Origin of the sequence: uncultured Psychromonas sp. (assembly GCF_947489755.1) — a bacterium.
Taxonomy (GTDB): domain Bacteria; phylum Pseudomonadota; class Gammaproteobacteria; order Enterobacterales; family Psychromonadaceae; genus Psychromonas.
The window spans coordinates 85,682-102,466 of record NZ_CANLFB010000009.1 but is presented as its reverse complement, the minus strand read 5'-3'; the positions used below and the strand labels follow the sequence as shown (position 1 = coordinate 102,466).

At 36.6% G+C, this 16,785-nt stretch carries 16 protein-coding genes; 5 read left to right on the top strand and 11 right to left on the bottom strand.

Annotation, left to right across the window (positions count from 1 at the left end; translation table 11 throughout):
• Positions 1-25 precede the first annotated feature (25 nt).
• Positions 26-1,144: an outer membrane protein assembly factor BamC gene (bamC, locus tag Q0794_RS07190; RefSeq protein ID WP_298941056.1), complete on the bottom strand. Its 1,119-nt coding sequence runs from the start codon at positions 1,142-1,144 to the stop codon at positions 26-28.
• Complete coding sequence (gene dapA / locus Q0794_RS07185; protein ID WP_298941055.1) at positions 1,141-2,022, bottom strand: 4-hydroxy-tetrahydrodipicolinate synthase; 882 nt, start codon at positions 2,020-2,022, stop codon at positions 1,141-1,143. The genes bamC and dapA overlap by 4 nt, the downstream gene beginning before the upstream one ends.
• A 223-nt stretch (positions 2,023-2,245) precedes the next feature.
• On the opposite strand from dapA, the gene Q0794_RS07180 reads away from it, so the two are divergent.
• The 3 genes from Q0794_RS07180 (at position 2,246) to Q0794_RS07170 (ending at position 4,745) form a co-directional block, all read left to right on the top strand.
• On the top strand, positions 2,246-3,097 hold the full coding sequence (locus Q0794_RS07180; RefSeq protein ID WP_298941054.1) for a tetratricopeptide repeat protein: 852 nt from the start codon (positions 2,246-2,248) through the stop codon (positions 3,095-3,097).
• A 400-nt stretch (positions 3,098-3,497) separates the two neighbouring features.
• Entirely contained in the window at positions 3,498-4,352 is an 855-nt protein-coding gene (locus tag Q0794_RS07175) for a DMT family transporter (protein ID WP_298941053.1), read from the top strand.
• Positions 4,353-4,547: 195 nt separating this feature from the next.
• Positions 4,548-4,745 (top strand): hypothetical protein, encoded by a 198-nt coding sequence (locus tag Q0794_RS07170; RefSeq protein WP_298941052.1) that lies wholly within the window; start codon positions 4,548-4,550, stop codon positions 4,743-4,745.
• Between the two features lie 8 nt (positions 4,746-4,753).
• On the opposite strand, the gene bioD is transcribed toward Q0794_RS07170, so the two are convergent.
• The 4 genes from bioD to bioB are packed head-to-tail and all read right to left on the bottom strand — an operon-like array spanning position 4,754 to position 8,521.
• Positions 4,754-5,464 carry a dethiobiotin synthase gene (gene bioD / locus Q0794_RS07165; protein WP_298941051.1) on the bottom strand — a complete coding sequence of 237 codons (711 nt, stop codon included), beginning with the start codon at positions 5,462-5,464 and terminating at the stop codon, positions 4,754-4,756.
• An 18-nt stretch (positions 5,465-5,482) separates the two neighbouring features.
• Positions 5,483-6,295, bottom strand: coding sequence for a malonyl-ACP O-methyltransferase BioC (gene bioC, locus Q0794_RS07160; protein WP_298941050.1), 813 nt, complete (start codon positions 6,293-6,295; stop codon positions 5,483-5,485).
• Positions 6,288-7,463, bottom strand: coding sequence for an 8-amino-7-oxononanoate synthase (gene bioF, locus Q0794_RS07155; protein WP_298941049.1), 1,176 nt, complete (start codon positions 7,461-7,463; stop codon positions 6,288-6,290). Before bioF ends, bioC begins: the two co-directional genes overlap by 8 nt.
• Before the next feature lie 2 nt (positions 7,464-7,465).
• Positions 7,466-8,521: a biotin synthase BioB gene (bioB, locus tag Q0794_RS07150; RefSeq protein WP_298941048.1), complete on the bottom strand. Its 1,056-nt coding sequence runs from the start codon at positions 8,519-8,521 to the stop codon at positions 7,466-7,468.
• Between the two features lie 96 nt (positions 8,522-8,617).
• On the opposite strand from bioB, the gene bioA reads away from it, so the two are divergent.
• Positions 8,618-9,913, top strand: a complete 1,296-nt coding sequence (gene bioA, locus Q0794_RS07145; protein ID WP_298941047.1) for an adenosylmethionine--8-amino-7-oxononanoate transaminase — start codon at positions 8,618-8,620, stop codon at positions 9,911-9,913.
• Between the two features lie 243 nt (positions 9,914-10,156).
• Positions 10,157-11,557 (top strand): asparagine--tRNA ligase, encoded by a 1,401-nt coding sequence (gene asnS / locus Q0794_RS07140; RefSeq protein WP_298941046.1) that lies wholly within the window; start codon positions 10,157-10,159, stop codon positions 11,555-11,557.
• Between the two features lie 292 nt (positions 11,558-11,849).
• Here the strand turns inward: asnS and purF are convergent, their stop codons facing one another.
• The 5 genes from purF to truA form a co-directional block, all read right to left on the bottom strand.
• On the bottom strand, positions 11,850-13,364 hold the full coding sequence (gene purF, locus Q0794_RS07135; RefSeq protein ID WP_298941045.1) for an amidophosphoribosyltransferase: 1,515 nt from the start codon (positions 13,362-13,364) through the stop codon (positions 11,850-11,852).
• A 91-nt stretch (positions 13,365-13,455) separates the two neighbouring features.
• Entirely contained in the window at positions 13,456-13,959 is a 504-nt protein-coding gene (locus Q0794_RS07130; protein WP_025566023.1) for a CvpA family protein, read from the bottom strand.
• A 73-nt stretch (positions 13,960-14,032) separates the two neighbouring features.
• Positions 14,033-14,653 (bottom strand): SPOR domain-containing protein, encoded by a 621-nt coding sequence (locus tag Q0794_RS07125; RefSeq protein ID WP_298941044.1) that lies wholly within the window; start codon positions 14,651-14,653, stop codon positions 14,033-14,035.
• 13 nt (positions 14,654-14,666) lie between these two features.
• Positions 14,667-15,950 (bottom strand): bifunctional tetrahydrofolate synthase/dihydrofolate synthase, encoded by a 1,284-nt coding sequence (gene folC / locus Q0794_RS07120; RefSeq protein WP_298941043.1) that lies wholly within the window; start codon positions 15,948-15,950, stop codon positions 14,667-14,669.
• Between the two features lie 13 nt (positions 15,951-15,963).
• Positions 15,964-16,749, bottom strand: a complete 786-nt coding sequence (gene truA, locus Q0794_RS07115; protein WP_298941042.1) for a tRNA pseudouridine(38-40) synthase TruA — start codon at positions 16,747-16,749, stop codon at positions 15,964-15,966.
• Between the last annotated feature and the right edge of the window lie 36 nt (positions 16,750-16,785).

Below are 16,785 nucleotides of genomic sequence, written 5' to 3'. Positions count from 1 at the left end.
TGAAGTTAATATTTGTGTCGTCAGTTTATAACGGTTTCGCTTTTTGATCATTTTCTAAAATAACGCTACGAACATTATCGGTAATACTTAAATACAGTTCGGTTACTTGTTGATCCGATAAGGGCTTTTTATCTGAATCTAACCAAGTTAAAGATGTATCTGCGCCTGTTAAATCTCCAAGCTGTACAAAGTACTCACCTTCTTCTAAATCAATTGGGTTTAAGTTTCTTTCTGACCAATATTCATCATCTTGAGATACAAATCTAACTAAGAAATATCCTAGGTTTTTATCGTTATCAACTGGCTTAAAGCTCATTAAGCTTAATAAAGAAGGTAACTTGTTCCATACATCAATAAACTCTGAATCAATAATCCACGTTGTTTGATTATTATCATCAAAGCCAAGTTTAATCGGCAATGGTTTATTGTTGGCAGCTTGTAGTGCTTCAGATTGTTGTTTTAAATAAGCGAATTGCAGCATATCGTTGATAAAACGAAGTTCTATATTACGTTTAGCACGTCCTTTTAGAATATGCTTTATCTCTTCGCCGTCATTTAATGCTTCATAACTTTGCACATCAACGACTAATGAAACACTTCGTCCGTCATCACCTTTGGCTATTTGTAATTTATACGCACCTTCTTCGTGATAAGTATTAGTACTGATAGAGCCATATTTTCTTTCTGTAATAATTGGCCCTGTATCAATGCTTAAAGTATTAAGATCACTGTTAACTGACGTCGCATTTTTAGAGGCTAAATATTCAAGCGCTAAATCCCATACAGTTAACTGTGTATCTTTTTGTTGTTTAAAAGCATTAAACCAGACTTTGGTTTGAGTTAAATCAGAATCTAATAACACACCATCCAATACCGCCATTAACTGAGTTGGAGGACGCACATCGACATCTTCACCCATTAAGCCGACTTGGTTTTGTTCATCGGTTATGTCTGAAATGACAAAGTTAGAACGATTTTCTGTCTTTGAAAAATCACCATTGTCAAATTTATCAATTAAAGTAACTTCTTGATAATTAAAGTCACCCTGTGCTTTTGCTCTGTCTTGAAAACGAGCACAACCAGACACAGCAGAAGTAAGTATGACTAAACTAGCAATTTGGGTTAACGCTTTATTTTTTTTCATGAAAGTAATTTTGCTTCAATTAATGCATTACGAACAATACTTTGATATTGCTCAGATAATGTCGTTAATGGTAAACGTAATGTAGGAGTAGGAATTAACCCTAGTTCCGCACAAGCCCATTTAACTGGGATTGGATTCGCTTCATGGTATAAATGTGTATGTACTGGCATTAACTGATTATTGATTTCAAGTGCTTTTTCGACGTCGCCATTTAACGCAAATTCACACATTTTCGCCATTTCAGCAGGTGCAATATTTGTGGTTACAGAAATAACACCGTGTCCACCTTGCAACATGAAATCACAACCCGTTGAATCATCACCACTGTAAAGTAAAAAATCAGCAGGTAAGATTGCTTTTAATTCAGCTAAACGCTCTAAATCACCGGTTGCTTCTTTAATACCAATGATATTTGGAATTTCAGCTAAACGTGCAACGGTTTCAGGTAACATATCAACCGCTGTACGGCCTGGTACGTTATATAAAATTTGTGGTAATTCACAAGATTCTGCAATTGCCTTGTAATGAAGGTATAAACCTTCTTGTGTTGGTTTATTGTAATAAGGAGTTACATTCAAACCTGCAACGATACCACTATTAGTAAATAACTTACTTAATGCAATCGCTTCCGATGTTGAATTTGCGCCATTACCAGCAATAACAGGTATACGACCAGCTGCATACGCAATAGTTCGCTCAACCACTTTCACATGGTCATCAACACTAAATGTTGCTGATTCACCAGACGTTCCTACCGCTACAATCGCGGCTGTCTTTGATTTAATATGGAACTCTACTAGTTCTTTTAATGCAATATAATCAATTTCGCCAGTCTGATCCATTGGGGTTACGAGTGCTACAATACTACCTGTTAACATGTAAATGCTCCTTTTAATGAGCGTCCAATGTTACTTTTGCAAGCCTTTAAAAACAAGAAGAAAAATGAACTGATTAACACTGAAGGCTAATATTTGCCACATTGTTGCTTTCTCTCACCTTTTTATAAGCTAATTGCTTGAATATACACCGACTATAGGCTTTGATGACTTTCATATTTCACGTATCATTATCGACATATAATAAATTAAAAAAGAGGTTAAAATGCAAGCAGATATTTTTGATGTAACCGCGCAAGATTTTCAAACGGTAATTGCCCAAGGTTCAGTCAATAAACCTGTATTAGTTGCTTTTTGGTCTAGCCAATGCACACTCTGTCAATCGTTATTACCTTTGCTTGAGCAACTACAAAGAGAGCACGCTAACGGTTTTACCCTCGCAAAAGTAAATTGTGATACCGAACATCAAATAACACAGCACTTTGAAATAAAAAGTGTTCCAACGGTTTATATGTTTGTAAATGGACAAGGTGTTGATGGTTTTGCAGGTGAACAAACACCGGCATTTATTAATGATTTTATTAATAAACACTTACCCGATCCTGCAATGGCTCTACTAGGTGATGCACAAACTTTATTTGCTCAAGGTAACCTTGAAGAAGCGAAATCAACTATTCTCCAAGCACAAAAGCTCAATGCCACAGATAATCAAATTAAACTCGCATTGGCTCAAATATATTTAGCATTAGGTGAATTTGAAAATGCCAAGCCTATTCTTGCAGTGATCCCACTGGCCGATCAAAATATGATTTACCATAGTTTAATCTCTGAATTAGAATTAGCAGAACAATCTTCACAAACACCTGAAATAACGGCATTAGAAGCTGACTTATTAAATGCAGAAGATAAATTGCCTATCCAATATCAACTGTCCATTCAATACCATCATGTTAAACGTTATCAAGAGGCACTTAGTTTGTTATACAGCTTGTTAAGCAAAGATCTTGGTTATGAAAACGGCGATGCTAAGAAAACCATGTTAGATATTTTAGCAACCATTGATGATGCAACATTAGTGTCTGAATATCGTAGAAAACTTTATAGCTTATTGTATTAATTTTTTTAAAAGGCCGCTTTAATAAGTTAAAGCGGCCTTTCATTATTCAAAGCGACCTTTATTAATATAGCGCTATTTACCATAGGCTCAATTTTAATGGGCTTTAATTATAAATAGCCTTGTAATGTCGCTATATCAATAGTCGCCATTTTACATTCACATCAAAAACCGTCACATATATTGCCACTGTTTAAAGTGGCTACCTCGACATTGAAAATACAACCTAAACTTACAATACAAACTAGTCACATTAAAAATGTATTTATCATTGTTAATCTTGATTAAGTAATACAAATAAAACTATATCCAAATAGACTTTTGTATATAATGCATCGCCCTATTTTTCCCCTTATGAATTACCCAGTTTATGGATACTTTTAGTTAATTTCTCGGAATATACATGCAACATAAATCAACCACACAAGCTATTTTACTGTTAGTGCTCGCAAATTTACTGGCATCTTTATCTGATGTTTCATTAAAAGTATTGAATGGTGAAGTACCCACCTTTCAATACGTATTTATACGTCAAATGATCAGCTTGTTTTTCATTCTGCCATTTTGGATAAGATTGCCAAAAGTAAAATATATAGAAGGTTTTGATATGGTGACCTTTTGGCGTGCACAATTCATTGTTGGTGGAAGTGCCTGTGCGATGATTGCTATTACTCATTTAACATTAGCAACTGCAAATGCTATGTTTTATGTTGCCCCATTGATGATGTTACCTATGTCTATTTTCTTGCTTAAAGAAACGCCTCCTCTTAGTAAATACATTGCAACAGGAATCGGTTTTATAGGTGTTTTGATTGTATTACGACCTGATCAGTTCCATTGGGCTGCTATTGTTGCATTAGGTAGCGCATTAACAATGGCATTTTGTAATGTATTTATTCGACGCTTACCCGCAGGACAGCATCTAATCTCGACTTTATTTTGGACGACGATAATGACTTTACCACTGGCTTTATTTTTAGCATCGTTTGAATGGGAGGTTGTCTCGTTAACAAATATATTATGGATTGTTGCTATTAATATATTTGTATTGGGTTACCACGCCATCGTGGTTATTGCCTATAAAAAAGCAGATGTCAGTAATATTGCCTTAGCAGAATACTCTGGATTAGCGTTTGTAACACTGTTTGGCATAATGTGGTTTGATGAAATACCGGATCTATTAACGGGGTTAGGCATACTGTTAATTGTTATTCCAATGATGCCACTTCCCTGGAAAAAATGGATAAGAAAAGCTTAACAGCAATATCCTAAAAAAAGCGGTTAATTTAAATGTTGCAAAGCTAATAAGCGACATGTTTATTGCCCGCTTACATTGCTATTTATTATTGGTTCGCGTACCTTCACGTTAATTTTTAATGACATTATTTATCTTTCTATTGTTGAGTTAATTAAACAAGGGTAGAAGGAAAATAACAATATCAAAGGATGATCTATGAAAGCTATTAAGTTTCTACCATTTATATTTTTAATTGCACTAACAGGTTGTGAAGTAATAGGTCCTTCAGCAAAAGTCACCGGCCCTAAAGTCATTGTAGATAACTCAGCTCATCATAAGGCTATTCCCGTGAAAGATTCCAAAAGTAACGGAAGTTTTTGTCCGCCTGGGCAAGCTAAAAAGGGAAGATGTTAGTCTTAACATTAATCATTAAAGTTAATACCAATATGTAAACTTAAATCCTGTTCATTTATGCTTTCTAAAAAGGGTATCGTACCTAATAAAGGCGCATCAATGAACGCTTTTAATGTATCGATATTCTGTTCTACATAAGGCATGTCTGGCTGTAAATGGTTAGCAATCCATCCCGCTATGGTTAATCCACTTTGTTGAATACTTTGTACTGTTAATAAAGCATGATTTAAGCAACCTAACTTTAAACCGATAACGACAATGACTGGCAATTTTTTTTCTATCACCCACCCTGAGAAAAGCTGTTTATTATTGATAGGTAAATGCCACCCGCCAGCCCCTTCTACAAACAAAAATTGCGATTTCTGCAGTTGTAAAAAATCTAAACCTTGGTTGATTAATGTCAGATCTATAGGTTGATTAGTTTCTATAGCCGCAATGTGAGGCGCTATAGGTTGTTGGTAAGCAATCGGATTAACCGCGTTGTAACTTACTTGAATGCTACTGTTATTTTGTAATATTAAGGCATCTTCATTACGTAAACCATTCTTTGCATCTTCACACCCTGCTGAAATAGGCTTATAAGCTAATGTGCTTTTATGTTGTTGGTTAGCCGCTTGTAATAACGCTTTGGTACAGACTGTTTTCCCAACATCAGTGTCGGTGCCTGTTACAAAATAAGTGCCTGATTTTAAATTTGTTAATGATTGTAATGCAGTCATTTTTTATTCTCTTTTCTATTAACTTTTTGCATCAGCTATGACATAACATACTTGATAGCTTAAGTTATATAAGCCGTCATTATCGATATAGGGTTGATAGCCTTGTTCTAATTGTTTTAATAGTTGTCTGCCCATGGTTCTATTTTTTTGCCCATCGTGAACATGATTTGCGCCAATACCTTTTAACGCTTTCATTACTTCAATGACATCAGCATATTTTTTAACATGGGTTTCTGTCGTCATTCGTACATTATTAAAGCCTGATAATGCGAGTGCATTTTGCACGCTTTCTTGTGTTAAGAAATGATTAATATGTGAGTTACGATCGACTACTTTCCAAGCTTGCTGCAACTCAATTAACGAACCATTTAATAACGTCGAAAAACATAACTGTCCTTTTTTATTTAAGGCTTTTTTAACTTGTTCTAAACAAGTCACTAACTGTTCACTCCACTGTAGTACTAAGTTAGAAAAAATAAGATCAAATTGTCTCGTTGTGAACGGGAGTACATCAATATCTCCCTGTACAAATTGACAACGATTCATTCCTCTTTCAGCCGTTTGCTTTAACATTTCAGGTGACAAATCGAAACAAGTTAACTGAGCAGATTCATTGGTTTCGTTGAATAAAGCGGAGAAATAACCCGTACCACAGCCAAGGTCTAATATGGTATTGGCTTGCTTTATTGAGTTGGGCATTAAATCAATTAAATGATGACCAATATCGCGTTGTAAATCTGCAAACTGATCGTAATGAACGGCCGCTTTTGAGAAAGAAGCTTGGACTGCTTTTTTATTGATTAAACTTGGGTTAATCCTGTTATTACTCATCAAGGTTTGCATTAATAGCCTGCTTTATTTGCTTAACTAAATATTCAATATCTTGTTTTTGATGATTTGCCGTCAGTGTGACTCTCAATCGAGCTGTATTATTAGGCACGGTAGGAGGACGAATAGCCGTGGTCCAAATGCCTGATTTTTTAAGCGTCTGGCTTATTGCAATCGCTGCATCACTTAACCCGATCAATACAGGCTGAATAGCGGTGTTTGAGGCCATTAATGGAAGGTCAAACTGCACAGCTAATAACTTAAAATAAGCAATTAATTCAGATAAGTGGTCGCGGCGCCATTGTTGTGTTTGTACTATCCGAGCGGACTCACCAATACAATAAACCATGGCAGGCGGTAATCCTGTAGTGTAAATATAAGGTTTTGAAAAGTTTGTAATATAATCTATTAACTGATGAGAGCCAGAAACAAATGCACCACCAATACCTAATGCTTTACCAAAGGTCGACATATAAATATCAATATCGTTATTGTTAATATTTTGGGCTGATACGCTGCCTGTCCCCTCTTTCCCTAAAACACCTAAGCCATGCGCATCATCAATCATTAACCATGCCTGATGAGATTGACATTGTTGTTGTAATGAATCGATTGGAGCACAATCGCCATCCATACTAAACACGCCTTCTGAAATGACCAATTTATTATCGATCTCAGCATTACCGCTTAAAATAGTCTGCAAATGTTGCATATTGTTATGTTTAAAGCGTTGCATTTTGGCAGAGCTATTTGTCCCTGCTTCCATTAAAGAAGCATGATTTAGCTTGTCTTGAATTAATAAATCATTTTTAGACAGTAATAACTTTATTATTGCTTGGTTAGCTGAATAGCCAGAATTAAACAAAGCAATAGACTCAACGCCTAACCATTCTTGTAATTGTTGTGTCACATCATGATGAACTTGATTATATCCAGTGACTAAGTACGATCCACTGCTTCCTATACCAAAGAGATCAGCCCCCTTTTTCCATGCATTAACTAAAGCCGGATCTGATGCTAAGCCAAGATAATCATTACTTGAAAAATTAAGATACTGTTTTCCATTAACGTCAAAATAACGAGATTGTTTTCCATTAATAGGAATAGAAGCGCGATGGAGTTGTTGTGATTTTCGTTCTGCTAATTGTTCAGCAATAAAAGAAAATGACATGGTTACAACTGACTGGTTGCGTCATAAAATAATTCATCTTTTTCAGCATGGCGTATTATTGCAGCATCAACTTTCTTTTCAGTTTCGTAAGGAGAGAAGTTAATTTCCTCTTTATTAATGCCTAATTTATTAAATAAGCGCATATCTGAATTTTCGTCAGGATTAGCGGTTGTTAATAATTTACAACCATAAAAAATGGAATTTGCACCCGCCATAAAACAGAGTGCTTGTGTTTGCTCTGACATATCTTCACGACCAGCCGATAAACGAACATGCGATTTAGGCATTAAAATACGTGCGATAGCGATGGTTTTAATAAACTCGAAGTCATCCAGATCATCAACATTCTCTAGAGGCGTCCCTTTTACCTTAACTAATTTGTTAATAGGCACACTTTCAGGCTGTGCTGGCATATTCGCTAATTGAACTAATAACCCAGATCTATCTTTTCCTTCTTCACCTAGCCCAACAATGCCGCCACTACATACTTTCATGCCAGCACTGCGCACGTTGTCGAGTGTATCTAATCGTTCTTGATATGAACGAGTAGTAATGATTTCACCGTAATATTCAGGTGATGTGTCTAGATTATGATTGTAATAGTCTAAACCTGCATTAGATAATTGCTGAGCTTGATGATCATCAAGAGAGCCCAATGTCATGCATGACTCCAAGCCTAATGACTTTACTTCTTTAATCATTTCTACAAGATAAGGCATATCTCTTTGTTTCGGATTTTTCCAAGCTGCGCCCATACAAAACCGAGTTGAACCGGTTGCTTTTGCATCTTTAGCCGCTTTAATCACCTTCTCAACTTCCATCAACGTTTCTTTTTCAAGACCTGTGTCATAACGGGCGCTTTGAGGGCAATACTTACAATCTTCCGGGCAAGCACCCGTTTTTATAGAGAGTAATGTGCTGACTTGTACTTGATTATTAGGAAAATGTGCACGATGTACCGTTTGTGCTTGAAACATTAAATCCATGAAAGGCAATGCAAATAAGGCGTTTACTTCTGTGACTGTCCAGTCGTGGCGAACTTGAATGTTATTAAGCATTTTTAAAACCTAGCGTGAAAAAGATTTGGTTAGTTTAATGTTCAAAGTTACACTGTCAACCCAAAACAAACAATTTACTTTACAAGTGGTTACTTAATGAGCAATTGCAATTTACCTTTTGATATTGACTTAGACTATGACAAACAACATATTTGGCACCCTTATACATCAATGACAGCACCTATCCCTTGTTATCCCGTTGAAAGTGCCAATGGATGTTTAATATCCTTACAATCAGGTGAAACATTAATAGATGGTATGTCATCTTGGTGGGCTTGTTTGTTTGGTTATAACGTAAAAGAGTTGAATGAAGCGGCAACTGACCAGCTATCTAAAATGTCACATATTATGTTTGGGGGTCTAACGCATCAACCTGCTGTAGACCTAGCCAAAACATTAGTAGAAATAACACCGACGGGATTAAATAAAGTATTTTTTAGTGACTCGGGTAGCGTCGCTGTTGAAGTTGCAATGAAGATGGCACTTCAATATTGGCAATCGTTAGGTAAAGCTAAAACAAAATTTATAGCCTTAAAAAAGGGATATCACGGCGATACTTTTGCTGCGATGAGTGTGACCGACCCTGACGGATCGATGCATGAGCTTTACCAGGATTTTGTAACAAAAAATATCTTTACGAAACAACCGAGCATTGCCTTTGAACAATCTTGGCAAGAAAGTGCAATGGACGATTTAACTAGGTTATTAAAAGATAATCATACTCAAGTAGCCGCGTTAATATTAGAGCCCATTGTTCAAGGTGCTGGTGGCATGCACTTTTATCACCCTAACTACCTAAAAGCAGCAAGGGCATTATGTGATGAGTACGGTGTATTATTAATCGCTGATGAAATCGCCACGGGTTTTGGTCGAACAGGGAAATTATTTGCTTGTGAGCACGCCAATATTAGTCCTGATATTCTCTGTTTAGGTAAAGCAATAACCGGTGGTTACATGAGTTTTGCCGCAACATTAGCGACAACACAAGTAGCAACAACCATTAGTGAAGGCAAAGCAGGCGTATTTATGCACGGTCCTACCTTTATGGGCAATGCATTAGCTTGTGCTGTGGCCAATGCAAATTTAAAAAAATTGCTAACAACAGATTGGCAACAGTTAGTCTCTACTCTCTCTGAACAATTACAAAACCGACTTAATCGTTGTAAGACATTGTCTAATGTAAATTCAGTGAGAGTGTTAGGTGCAATTGGCGTTGTTGAATTAAATCAAGCCGTCAATATGGTGGAGATACAAAAGCAATTTGTAGACTTAGGAGTATGGATCCGCCCTTTTGGAAAATTAATTTATTTAATGCCACCTTACATTGCATCAGAACAACAAATAAATACATTATGTGATGCCATTTACCAAGTGTGTAAAAACATGGATTAACCAACTCAATCATATATTTTAAGTGGCATTTGTTAATCAAAATACAATCGTAAAATACAGAGGCAAAACCAATGTTATACACTCTACCGACGAAAGCTTAAGATTATATGCGCGATTAAGGTCAATAGTGCCATTAATATAGAGTGAGAGGCTTGTATCTAAATCTGGCCGAGGTAATATATGCAGCTATCAATATTTTTAGTATAAAACAGTTAAGACTGTGATTATGGAGCACTATTTAAGATGTCAAAAACACCAATTGTTGATATTTTCAACAGCAAATTTGCATTAGGCAGCCAAGTAACAGTAAAGGGTTGGATCCGCACTCGACGTGATTCAAAAGCGGGCATCTCTTTTCTAAATATTTATGACGGTTCATGCTTTGATCCTATTCAAGCTGTTGTCCCTGCTGAATTAGAAAATTATACAACTGATGTTTTAAATTTATCAGCAGGTTGTAGTGTCGCTGTGACTGGTGAATTAGTTGAAAGCCCAGGAAAAGGCCAACAATTTGAGCTACAAGCAACATCAGTTGTTGTACATGGTTTTGTACAAGACCCAGATACTTACCCAATGTCAGCTAAACGCCACAGCATTGAGTACATGCGTGAACATGCACACCTTCGTCCACGTACGAATATGTTTGGTGCAGTAACACGTGTTCGTAACTGTTTATCACATGCTATTCATAACTTCTTTTATGAGCGTGGATTTAACTGGATCAGCACACCTATTATCACAGGCAGTGACTGTGAAGGCGCTGGTGAGATGTTCCAAGTAACAACATTAGACCAAGATAACCTACCGCGTAATACTGAAGGTAAGATTGATTACAAAAAAGACTTCTTCGGTAAAGAAACGTTTTTAACGGTATCTGGTCAATTAAATGCTGAAACTTATGCTTGTGCATTAAGCAATGTTTACACGTTTGGTCCAACTTTCCGTGCAGAAAACTCAAATACAACACGCCACTTAGCTGAATTTTGGATGGTTGAACCTGAAATTGCATTTGCTGATTTATCAGATGCGGCACAATTAGCTGAAGATATGTTGAAATATGTATTTAACGCAGTATTAACTGAACGTGCAGATGATATGGCGTTCTTTGCAGAACGTGTAGATAAAGAAGCCATCACACGCTTACAAAACATGGTTAACTCTGAGTTTGTTCGCATGGATTACACTGATGCAATTGATATTCTACAAAAATGTGACAAAACATTTGAATACCCTGTTGAATGGGGCGTAGATTTACAGTCTGAGCATGAACGTTACCTAGCTGAAGAGCATGTTGGTGCACCGATTATCTTACAAAACTACCCTAAAGATATTAAAGCTTTCTACATGAAACTAAATGCAGATGGTAAAACAGTAGCGGCAATGGATGTATTAGCACCGGGTATTGGTGAAATCATCGGTGGTAGTCAACGTGAAGAAGATCTTGAAGCGCTAGATAAACGTCTTGAAGAAATGGGCTTAGATAAAGAAGATTACAGCTGGTACCGTGATTTACGTAAATACGGAACAGTACCTCATGCTGGTTTTGGTCTAGGTTTTGAGCGTCTAGTATCTTACGTAACAGGTGTACAAAACATCCGTGACGTAATCGCATTCCCTCGTGCACCAGGTTCTGCTGACTTCTAAACAATAAACTGATTAATGTCGTTACCGTTTAGCAACACAGTATCAATCAATAATAAAAACCAGCGTGATTGCTGGTTTTTTTATATCTATTGAAAATAGACTTCTAACATTCCTGTTTGTTTTGATTACTAAACTAAATATTCACATTAATAACCTAGATTTTCTCAATATTAATTTAAATCTTTCGTTACTAATCTAAATTTTTCGTTACTAAACTGAGTATAACAGATATAAAAAAGCACAGCCTGAGCTGTGCTTTTTATAAAACTTGTATTCAAATCATAAGACTAAATTAAGATTCGTTATACATCTCTAAGTTAGCAATTTCTTCTTTTTGAGTTTGCACTTTTTTAGCATCTTCACTACGTAAACTTGCTAAATAATCAAAGTATTCTTTGTTAATACCCGGCGTCACATAATTACCATCAAAAACAGAACATTCAAATTCTTTGATAGCAGGATTTTGTTTACCAACCGCATCTTTCAAGTCTTGCAGATCTTGGAAAATCAATTTATCAGTACCGATGCAATCACTAATTTGTTCTGCGTTACGGCCATGCGCAATCAATTCTTCCGGTGTCGGCATATCAATACCATATACATTCGGATGACGTACTTCTGGTGCCGCTGACGCTAAATAAACTTTCTTAGCCCCCGCTTCTCTTACCATTTCAATAATCTGCTCAGATGTAGTACCACGAACGATTGAGTCATCCACTAACAGTACATTTTTACCTTTAAATTCAGCTGAAATTGGGTTCAATTTACGACGAACTGACTTACGGCGTTGAGTTTGACCTGGCATGATGAAAGTACGACCAATGTAACGATTTTTTACAAAACCTTGTCGATAAGGAAGACCTAATTCAACAGATATTTCTAATGCAATATCATTTGACGTTTCTGGAATAGGGATAACCGCATCAATTTCTAAATCAGACCATTCACGTTTGATTTTTGCACCTAATTTACGGCCCATCTCTAAACGTGCTTCATATACTGAAATACCGTTTAATGTTGAATCAGGACGTGCGAAGTAAACGTATTCAAAAATACACGGTGTAAGTGATGTTTTTTCAGCACATTGTTGCGTAAATAATTTTCTGTTTTCTGTAATGTAAACCGCTTCACCAGGTTCAACATCACGTAAAAATCTAAAGCCAATCGTATCAAGCCCTACACTTTCAGAAGCGACGATATATTCAATATCACCTTCATCTGTTTGGCGAGACCCAAGTACTAAAGGACGAATACCATCAGGGTCACGGAAAGCAATTAAACCATGATCAATTATTAATGCTGTTACAGCATAAGCACCGCTGATTTGTTTGTGTACTTCAGCGATCGCATGGAAAATATCATCAGCGGATAAGTGATCCGTTTGTGTTTTACCCAATTCAGCAGCTAATGTATTTAATAGCAACTCTGAATCTGATGTTGTATTGATATGACGACGAGATTTAATTAATGCAGCACGTAAGTCTTTGGCATTAGTTAAGTTACCGTTATGCGCTAATGAAATACCCCAAGGAGAGTTAACATAGAAAGGTTGTGCTTCAGCAGCACTAGAGCTACCTGCAGTAGGGTAACGAACATGGCCAATACCACTGTTACCTTTTAAACGTTGCATATGTTTAGTTTCAAATACGTCCTTCACTAAACCATTTGCTTTACGCTGTTTAAAGTTACCATTATAAGTTGTTACAATACCTGCGGCATCTTGTCCACGATGTTGTAAAACGGTCAATGCATCATAAATACTTTGATTGACAGGAGTTGAACCAACTATACCCACTATTCCACACATAAATTAAAGCCTTTCTATTTTTAAGAGTGTTCACAAAAAAGCACAAACCAATGTGCTTTTTAATTGAGGACTAATTTTTGCTAATCAACGATTAAATCTTAGTTGACTGTATATTTTTTAGAAAACTCGATGAGCTTTCTAAATGTTCGAAAAACCATGTAATCACAATAGCAAAATGAGGAGGTAATTGAGCCTCTTTCCACCATAGCGTTTCTTCGAATGAGGTGATGTAGTCAGCGAAAAATAATAATGCACTAACAATCAAAATACCGCGTATTGCACCGAAGATAACACCCAGTAACCTATCGGTACCTGATAAACCTGTGACTGCAACGAGACGATTAATAATGTAGTTGACGAGAGCGCCAATCAATAAGGTAGCGATGAAGAGGATCGCAATAGCAGCACTATTACGTATTTTAAGGTCTTCAATACCCGTAATGAACTGAGCCATTTCGGGATAAAAGTTGCTGGCGACAAAAAAGGCAGCGAACCAAGTGACGAGGGAGACAGCTTCTTTAGTGAAGCCACGGATTAAGCTAATTAATGATGATAAACCAATTACACCGAGTATGGCGAAATCAAACCAATTCATACTATCCCTAAATATTGTAGTGAGTCTTTGACGCGCGCATTCTATCAGAGAATGTTTTAAAAGGCTTCAAAAACTAAGGTGCTATTGGATTAAATGGCACTAACTTACCATTTAAACTTGTTAAGCTTTTCAATCTTGGTAGTTTTTCTTCTAATTTTTGTTTTGACACATCCGGCCCAACAAATACACGAGTCAATTGTCCATCAATGACTTCTTTAGGAACAGTATGAACTTGGAAGCCCGCTTTATTCAATTTTTTCAATAATGTATTTATATTCGCTTTGTTTTGAAATGCACCTAATTGAATCGTCCAAGCCGGGTCATCAAATACAGGCGCTTTAACAGTAACAGGTTTAGGCGTTGGTGCTGATTTAATAATCTTTTCTGGTTGCTCTTTTGGTTCGTCTATGACAACTGTTGAAGCAACTTCTTCAACTTTCCAATCAGAAGTACTTACTATTTCACGTTGATTTTCATCGGTAGGTTCATTTTCAATAATAAGTTGTTCGTCATTGACCGCAGTGGTATCAGGGAAAGTCTTAGAGTGTTCTTTTAATTCAGGCTTAATCGGTGTGGCTACAAATTCTTGTTGATAGGTCGTTTTTTTGCCGTCAATTAATGACGGTAAAAAGATAACAACAAGTGCAACTAATATGGTGACGCCTACTAAACGGTTTTTAAACTGAGAATCCACGTTCTATACCTTGCTAATGGGTTAAAATATCTGAAACGGTATGAAAAGAACCGAATACAATCACTATATCAGATGCATCGCTATTCTTAACTACCTTATCAACCGCACTGGTGACATTTTTATAACAAGTCACAGTATGATCATTATTTACACTTTTTTTGTATGCCGCTAAAAGTAACTCAGCAGACGCACCTCTATAACAATTTAAATCAACAAAATTGTATTCCGAAATTTGTAAATTAATGGCAGATAAAGTCGCGGTCATATCTTTATCTGACAACATGCCAACAATACCGTGCACTTTACAGTTCGCGCCTTTAGCTTCTTTCAAACGTTTTAGTTGAGAGGCTAAATATTCCGCGGATTGAGGATTATGAGCCACATCGATATAAAGATCGCAATGATAACCTGCTAATGCTTGTAATCGCCCTACTAATGACGCGTTTTCAATAGAGGATATCAATTTTTCAGGGGTAATATCAATGGATAAGGCTTCAATCACAGCGAGTGCTGTCGATGCATTTTGCATAGGCATTAATGTTTGCTTGATGGGTGCTAATGTTTGCTTACCCTGCCATGACCAAGTATTTTCATCGATGACTTTAAAAGAAAAATCACGAGAAGCTAAACTTAATTGAGATGAGATAGCCTGAGCATGAATAATAATCGATTGAGGTACATCAAGCTCACCACAAATGGCAGGTTTATTTGCTCTAAACACCCCAGCTTTTTCAAAACCAATTATTTCTCTATCACTACCCAACCAGTCAACATGGTCTATTCCGATAGTTGTCACGACACTAATATCTGATTCCACCATATTAGTGGCGTCTAAGCGCCCACCCAATCCAACTTCCAGTAATATATAGTCACATTGTTGCTGCTGTAAAAGATACAAACACGCTAAGGTGGCATATTCAAAATAACTCAGTGATATATCAAGACGTGCTTGTTCAATAACAGCAAATGCTTCGCAATGTTGTTGATCGTCAAGCTCAAGAAGGTTAATACGGAGACGTTCATTATAACGATGAATATGTGGAGAGCTATAAACACCGACTTTAAAACCTGCATCAATCAATATTTTTTCTAAATAAGCACAAGTTGTCCCTTTACCATTAGTACCGGCGACAGTAATGACTTTAGCATCGAAATTAATTAGATTTAAACGCTTACCCACTTCAGTAATTCGTTTTAATCCTAATTCGATAACATTGGGATGTAATTGCTCTAAATGCTTTAACCACGTTGTTAAATCATCTGCAGAAAAAGGGATATTCGATGTGTTAGTTGTCATAGTTTTTGTCACATTAAATGTCTAAAAATAAAGGACCACAAGCAGGTCTTGGTAAATCAAACTGTTCAGGATAATCCACTTCAACAAGATATAAACCGCCAGGTTTAGCTGTTGCTGCCGCTTTCGATCTATCTTTATAGCTCAGCAAAGTACCTAACCAATCAACAGGTTGTTTACCTTGCCCGACTTCAATCAAACTACCTGCAATATTTCGTACCATATGGTGTAAAAAGGCATTGGCTTTAATATCGATAATAATAAAGTCACTGCGACGTGTAATATTCAAATATTCAATAGCACGAACTGGGCTGTTAGCTTGGCAATGTAATGCTCTAAAAGATGTAAAGTCATGTTGTCCGACGATAAACTGCCCTGCTTGCTGCATTAATTCGGCGTCTAGGTCACAATGATAATGGCTCAAACCTTTACTTAGAATACCTGGACGGTAAACACCATTATAAATAATGTAACGGTAACGTCGAGCAGTTGCACTGAAACGCGCATGAAATGAATCATCAACCTCTTTAACCCAGCGTACTGCTATATCACCAGGTAATTTAGCATTAACACCTAATGTCCATGCACTCACTTGTCGATCTGAATCGGTATCAAAATGAACGATTTGTCCTGTGCCGTGAACACCTGCATCGGTTCTACCTGCACAATTAACTGTTACGGGATGGTTTGCAATATTAGATAATGCTTTTTCTAGCTCTTCTTGAACCGAATTAACTTCTTTTTGTCTTTGCCAACCGTAATAGTTAGCACCATCGTATTCAATACCTAAAGCTATGCGCATTTGAAACCATCCTTTGAAAAAACGCTAGTATATACA

Coding starts and splice junctions, on each gene's coding strand:
- bamC (WP_298941056.1), bottom strand. CDS start 1,144: ATGAAAAAAAATAAAGCGTTAACCCAAATTGCTAGTTTAGTCATACTT.
- dapA (WP_298941055.1), bottom strand. CDS start 2,022: ATGTTAACAGGTAGTATTGTAGCACTCGTAACCCCAATGGATCAGACT.
- Q0794_RS07180 (WP_298941054.1), top strand. CDS start 2,246: ATGCAAGCAGATATTTTTGATGTAACCGCGCAAGATTTTCAAACGGTA.
- Q0794_RS07175 (WP_298941053.1), top strand. CDS start 3,498: ATGCAACATAAATCAACCACACAAGCTATTTTACTGTTAGTGCTCGCA.
- Q0794_RS07170 (WP_298941052.1), top strand. CDS start 4,548: ATGAAAGCTATTAAGTTTCTACCATTTATATTTTTAATTGCACTAACA.
- bioD (WP_298941051.1), bottom strand. CDS start 5,464: ATGACTGCATTACAATCATTAACAAATTTAAAATCAGGCACTTATTTT.
- bioC (WP_298941050.1), bottom strand. CDS start 6,295: ATGAGTAATAACAGGATTAACCCAAGTTTAATCAATAAAAAAGCAGTC.
- bioF (WP_298941049.1), bottom strand. CDS start 7,463: ATGTCATTTTCTTTTATTGCTGAACAATTAGCAGAACGAAAATCACAA.
- bioB (WP_298941048.1), bottom strand. CDS start 8,521: ATGCTTAATAACATTCAAGTTCGCCACGACTGGACAGTCACAGAAGTA.
- bioA (WP_298941047.1), top strand. CDS start 8,618: ATGAGCAATTGCAATTTACCTTTTGATATTGACTTAGACTATGACAAA.
- asnS (WP_298941046.1), top strand. CDS start 10,157: ATGTCAAAAACACCAATTGTTGATATTTTCAACAGCAAATTTGCATTA.
- purF (WP_298941045.1), bottom strand. CDS start 13,364: ATGTGTGGAATAGTGGGTATAGTTGGTTCAACTCCTGTCAATCAAAGT.
- Q0794_RS07130 (WP_025566023.1), bottom strand. CDS start 13,959: ATGAATTGGTTTGATTTCGCCATACTCGGTGTAATTGGTTTATCATCA.
- folC (WP_298941043.1), bottom strand. CDS start 15,950: ATGACAACTAACACATCGAATATCCCTTTTTCTGCAGATGATTTAACA.
- truA (WP_298941042.1), bottom strand. CDS start 16,749: ATGCGCATAGCTTTAGGTATTGAATACGATGGTGCTAACTATTACGGT.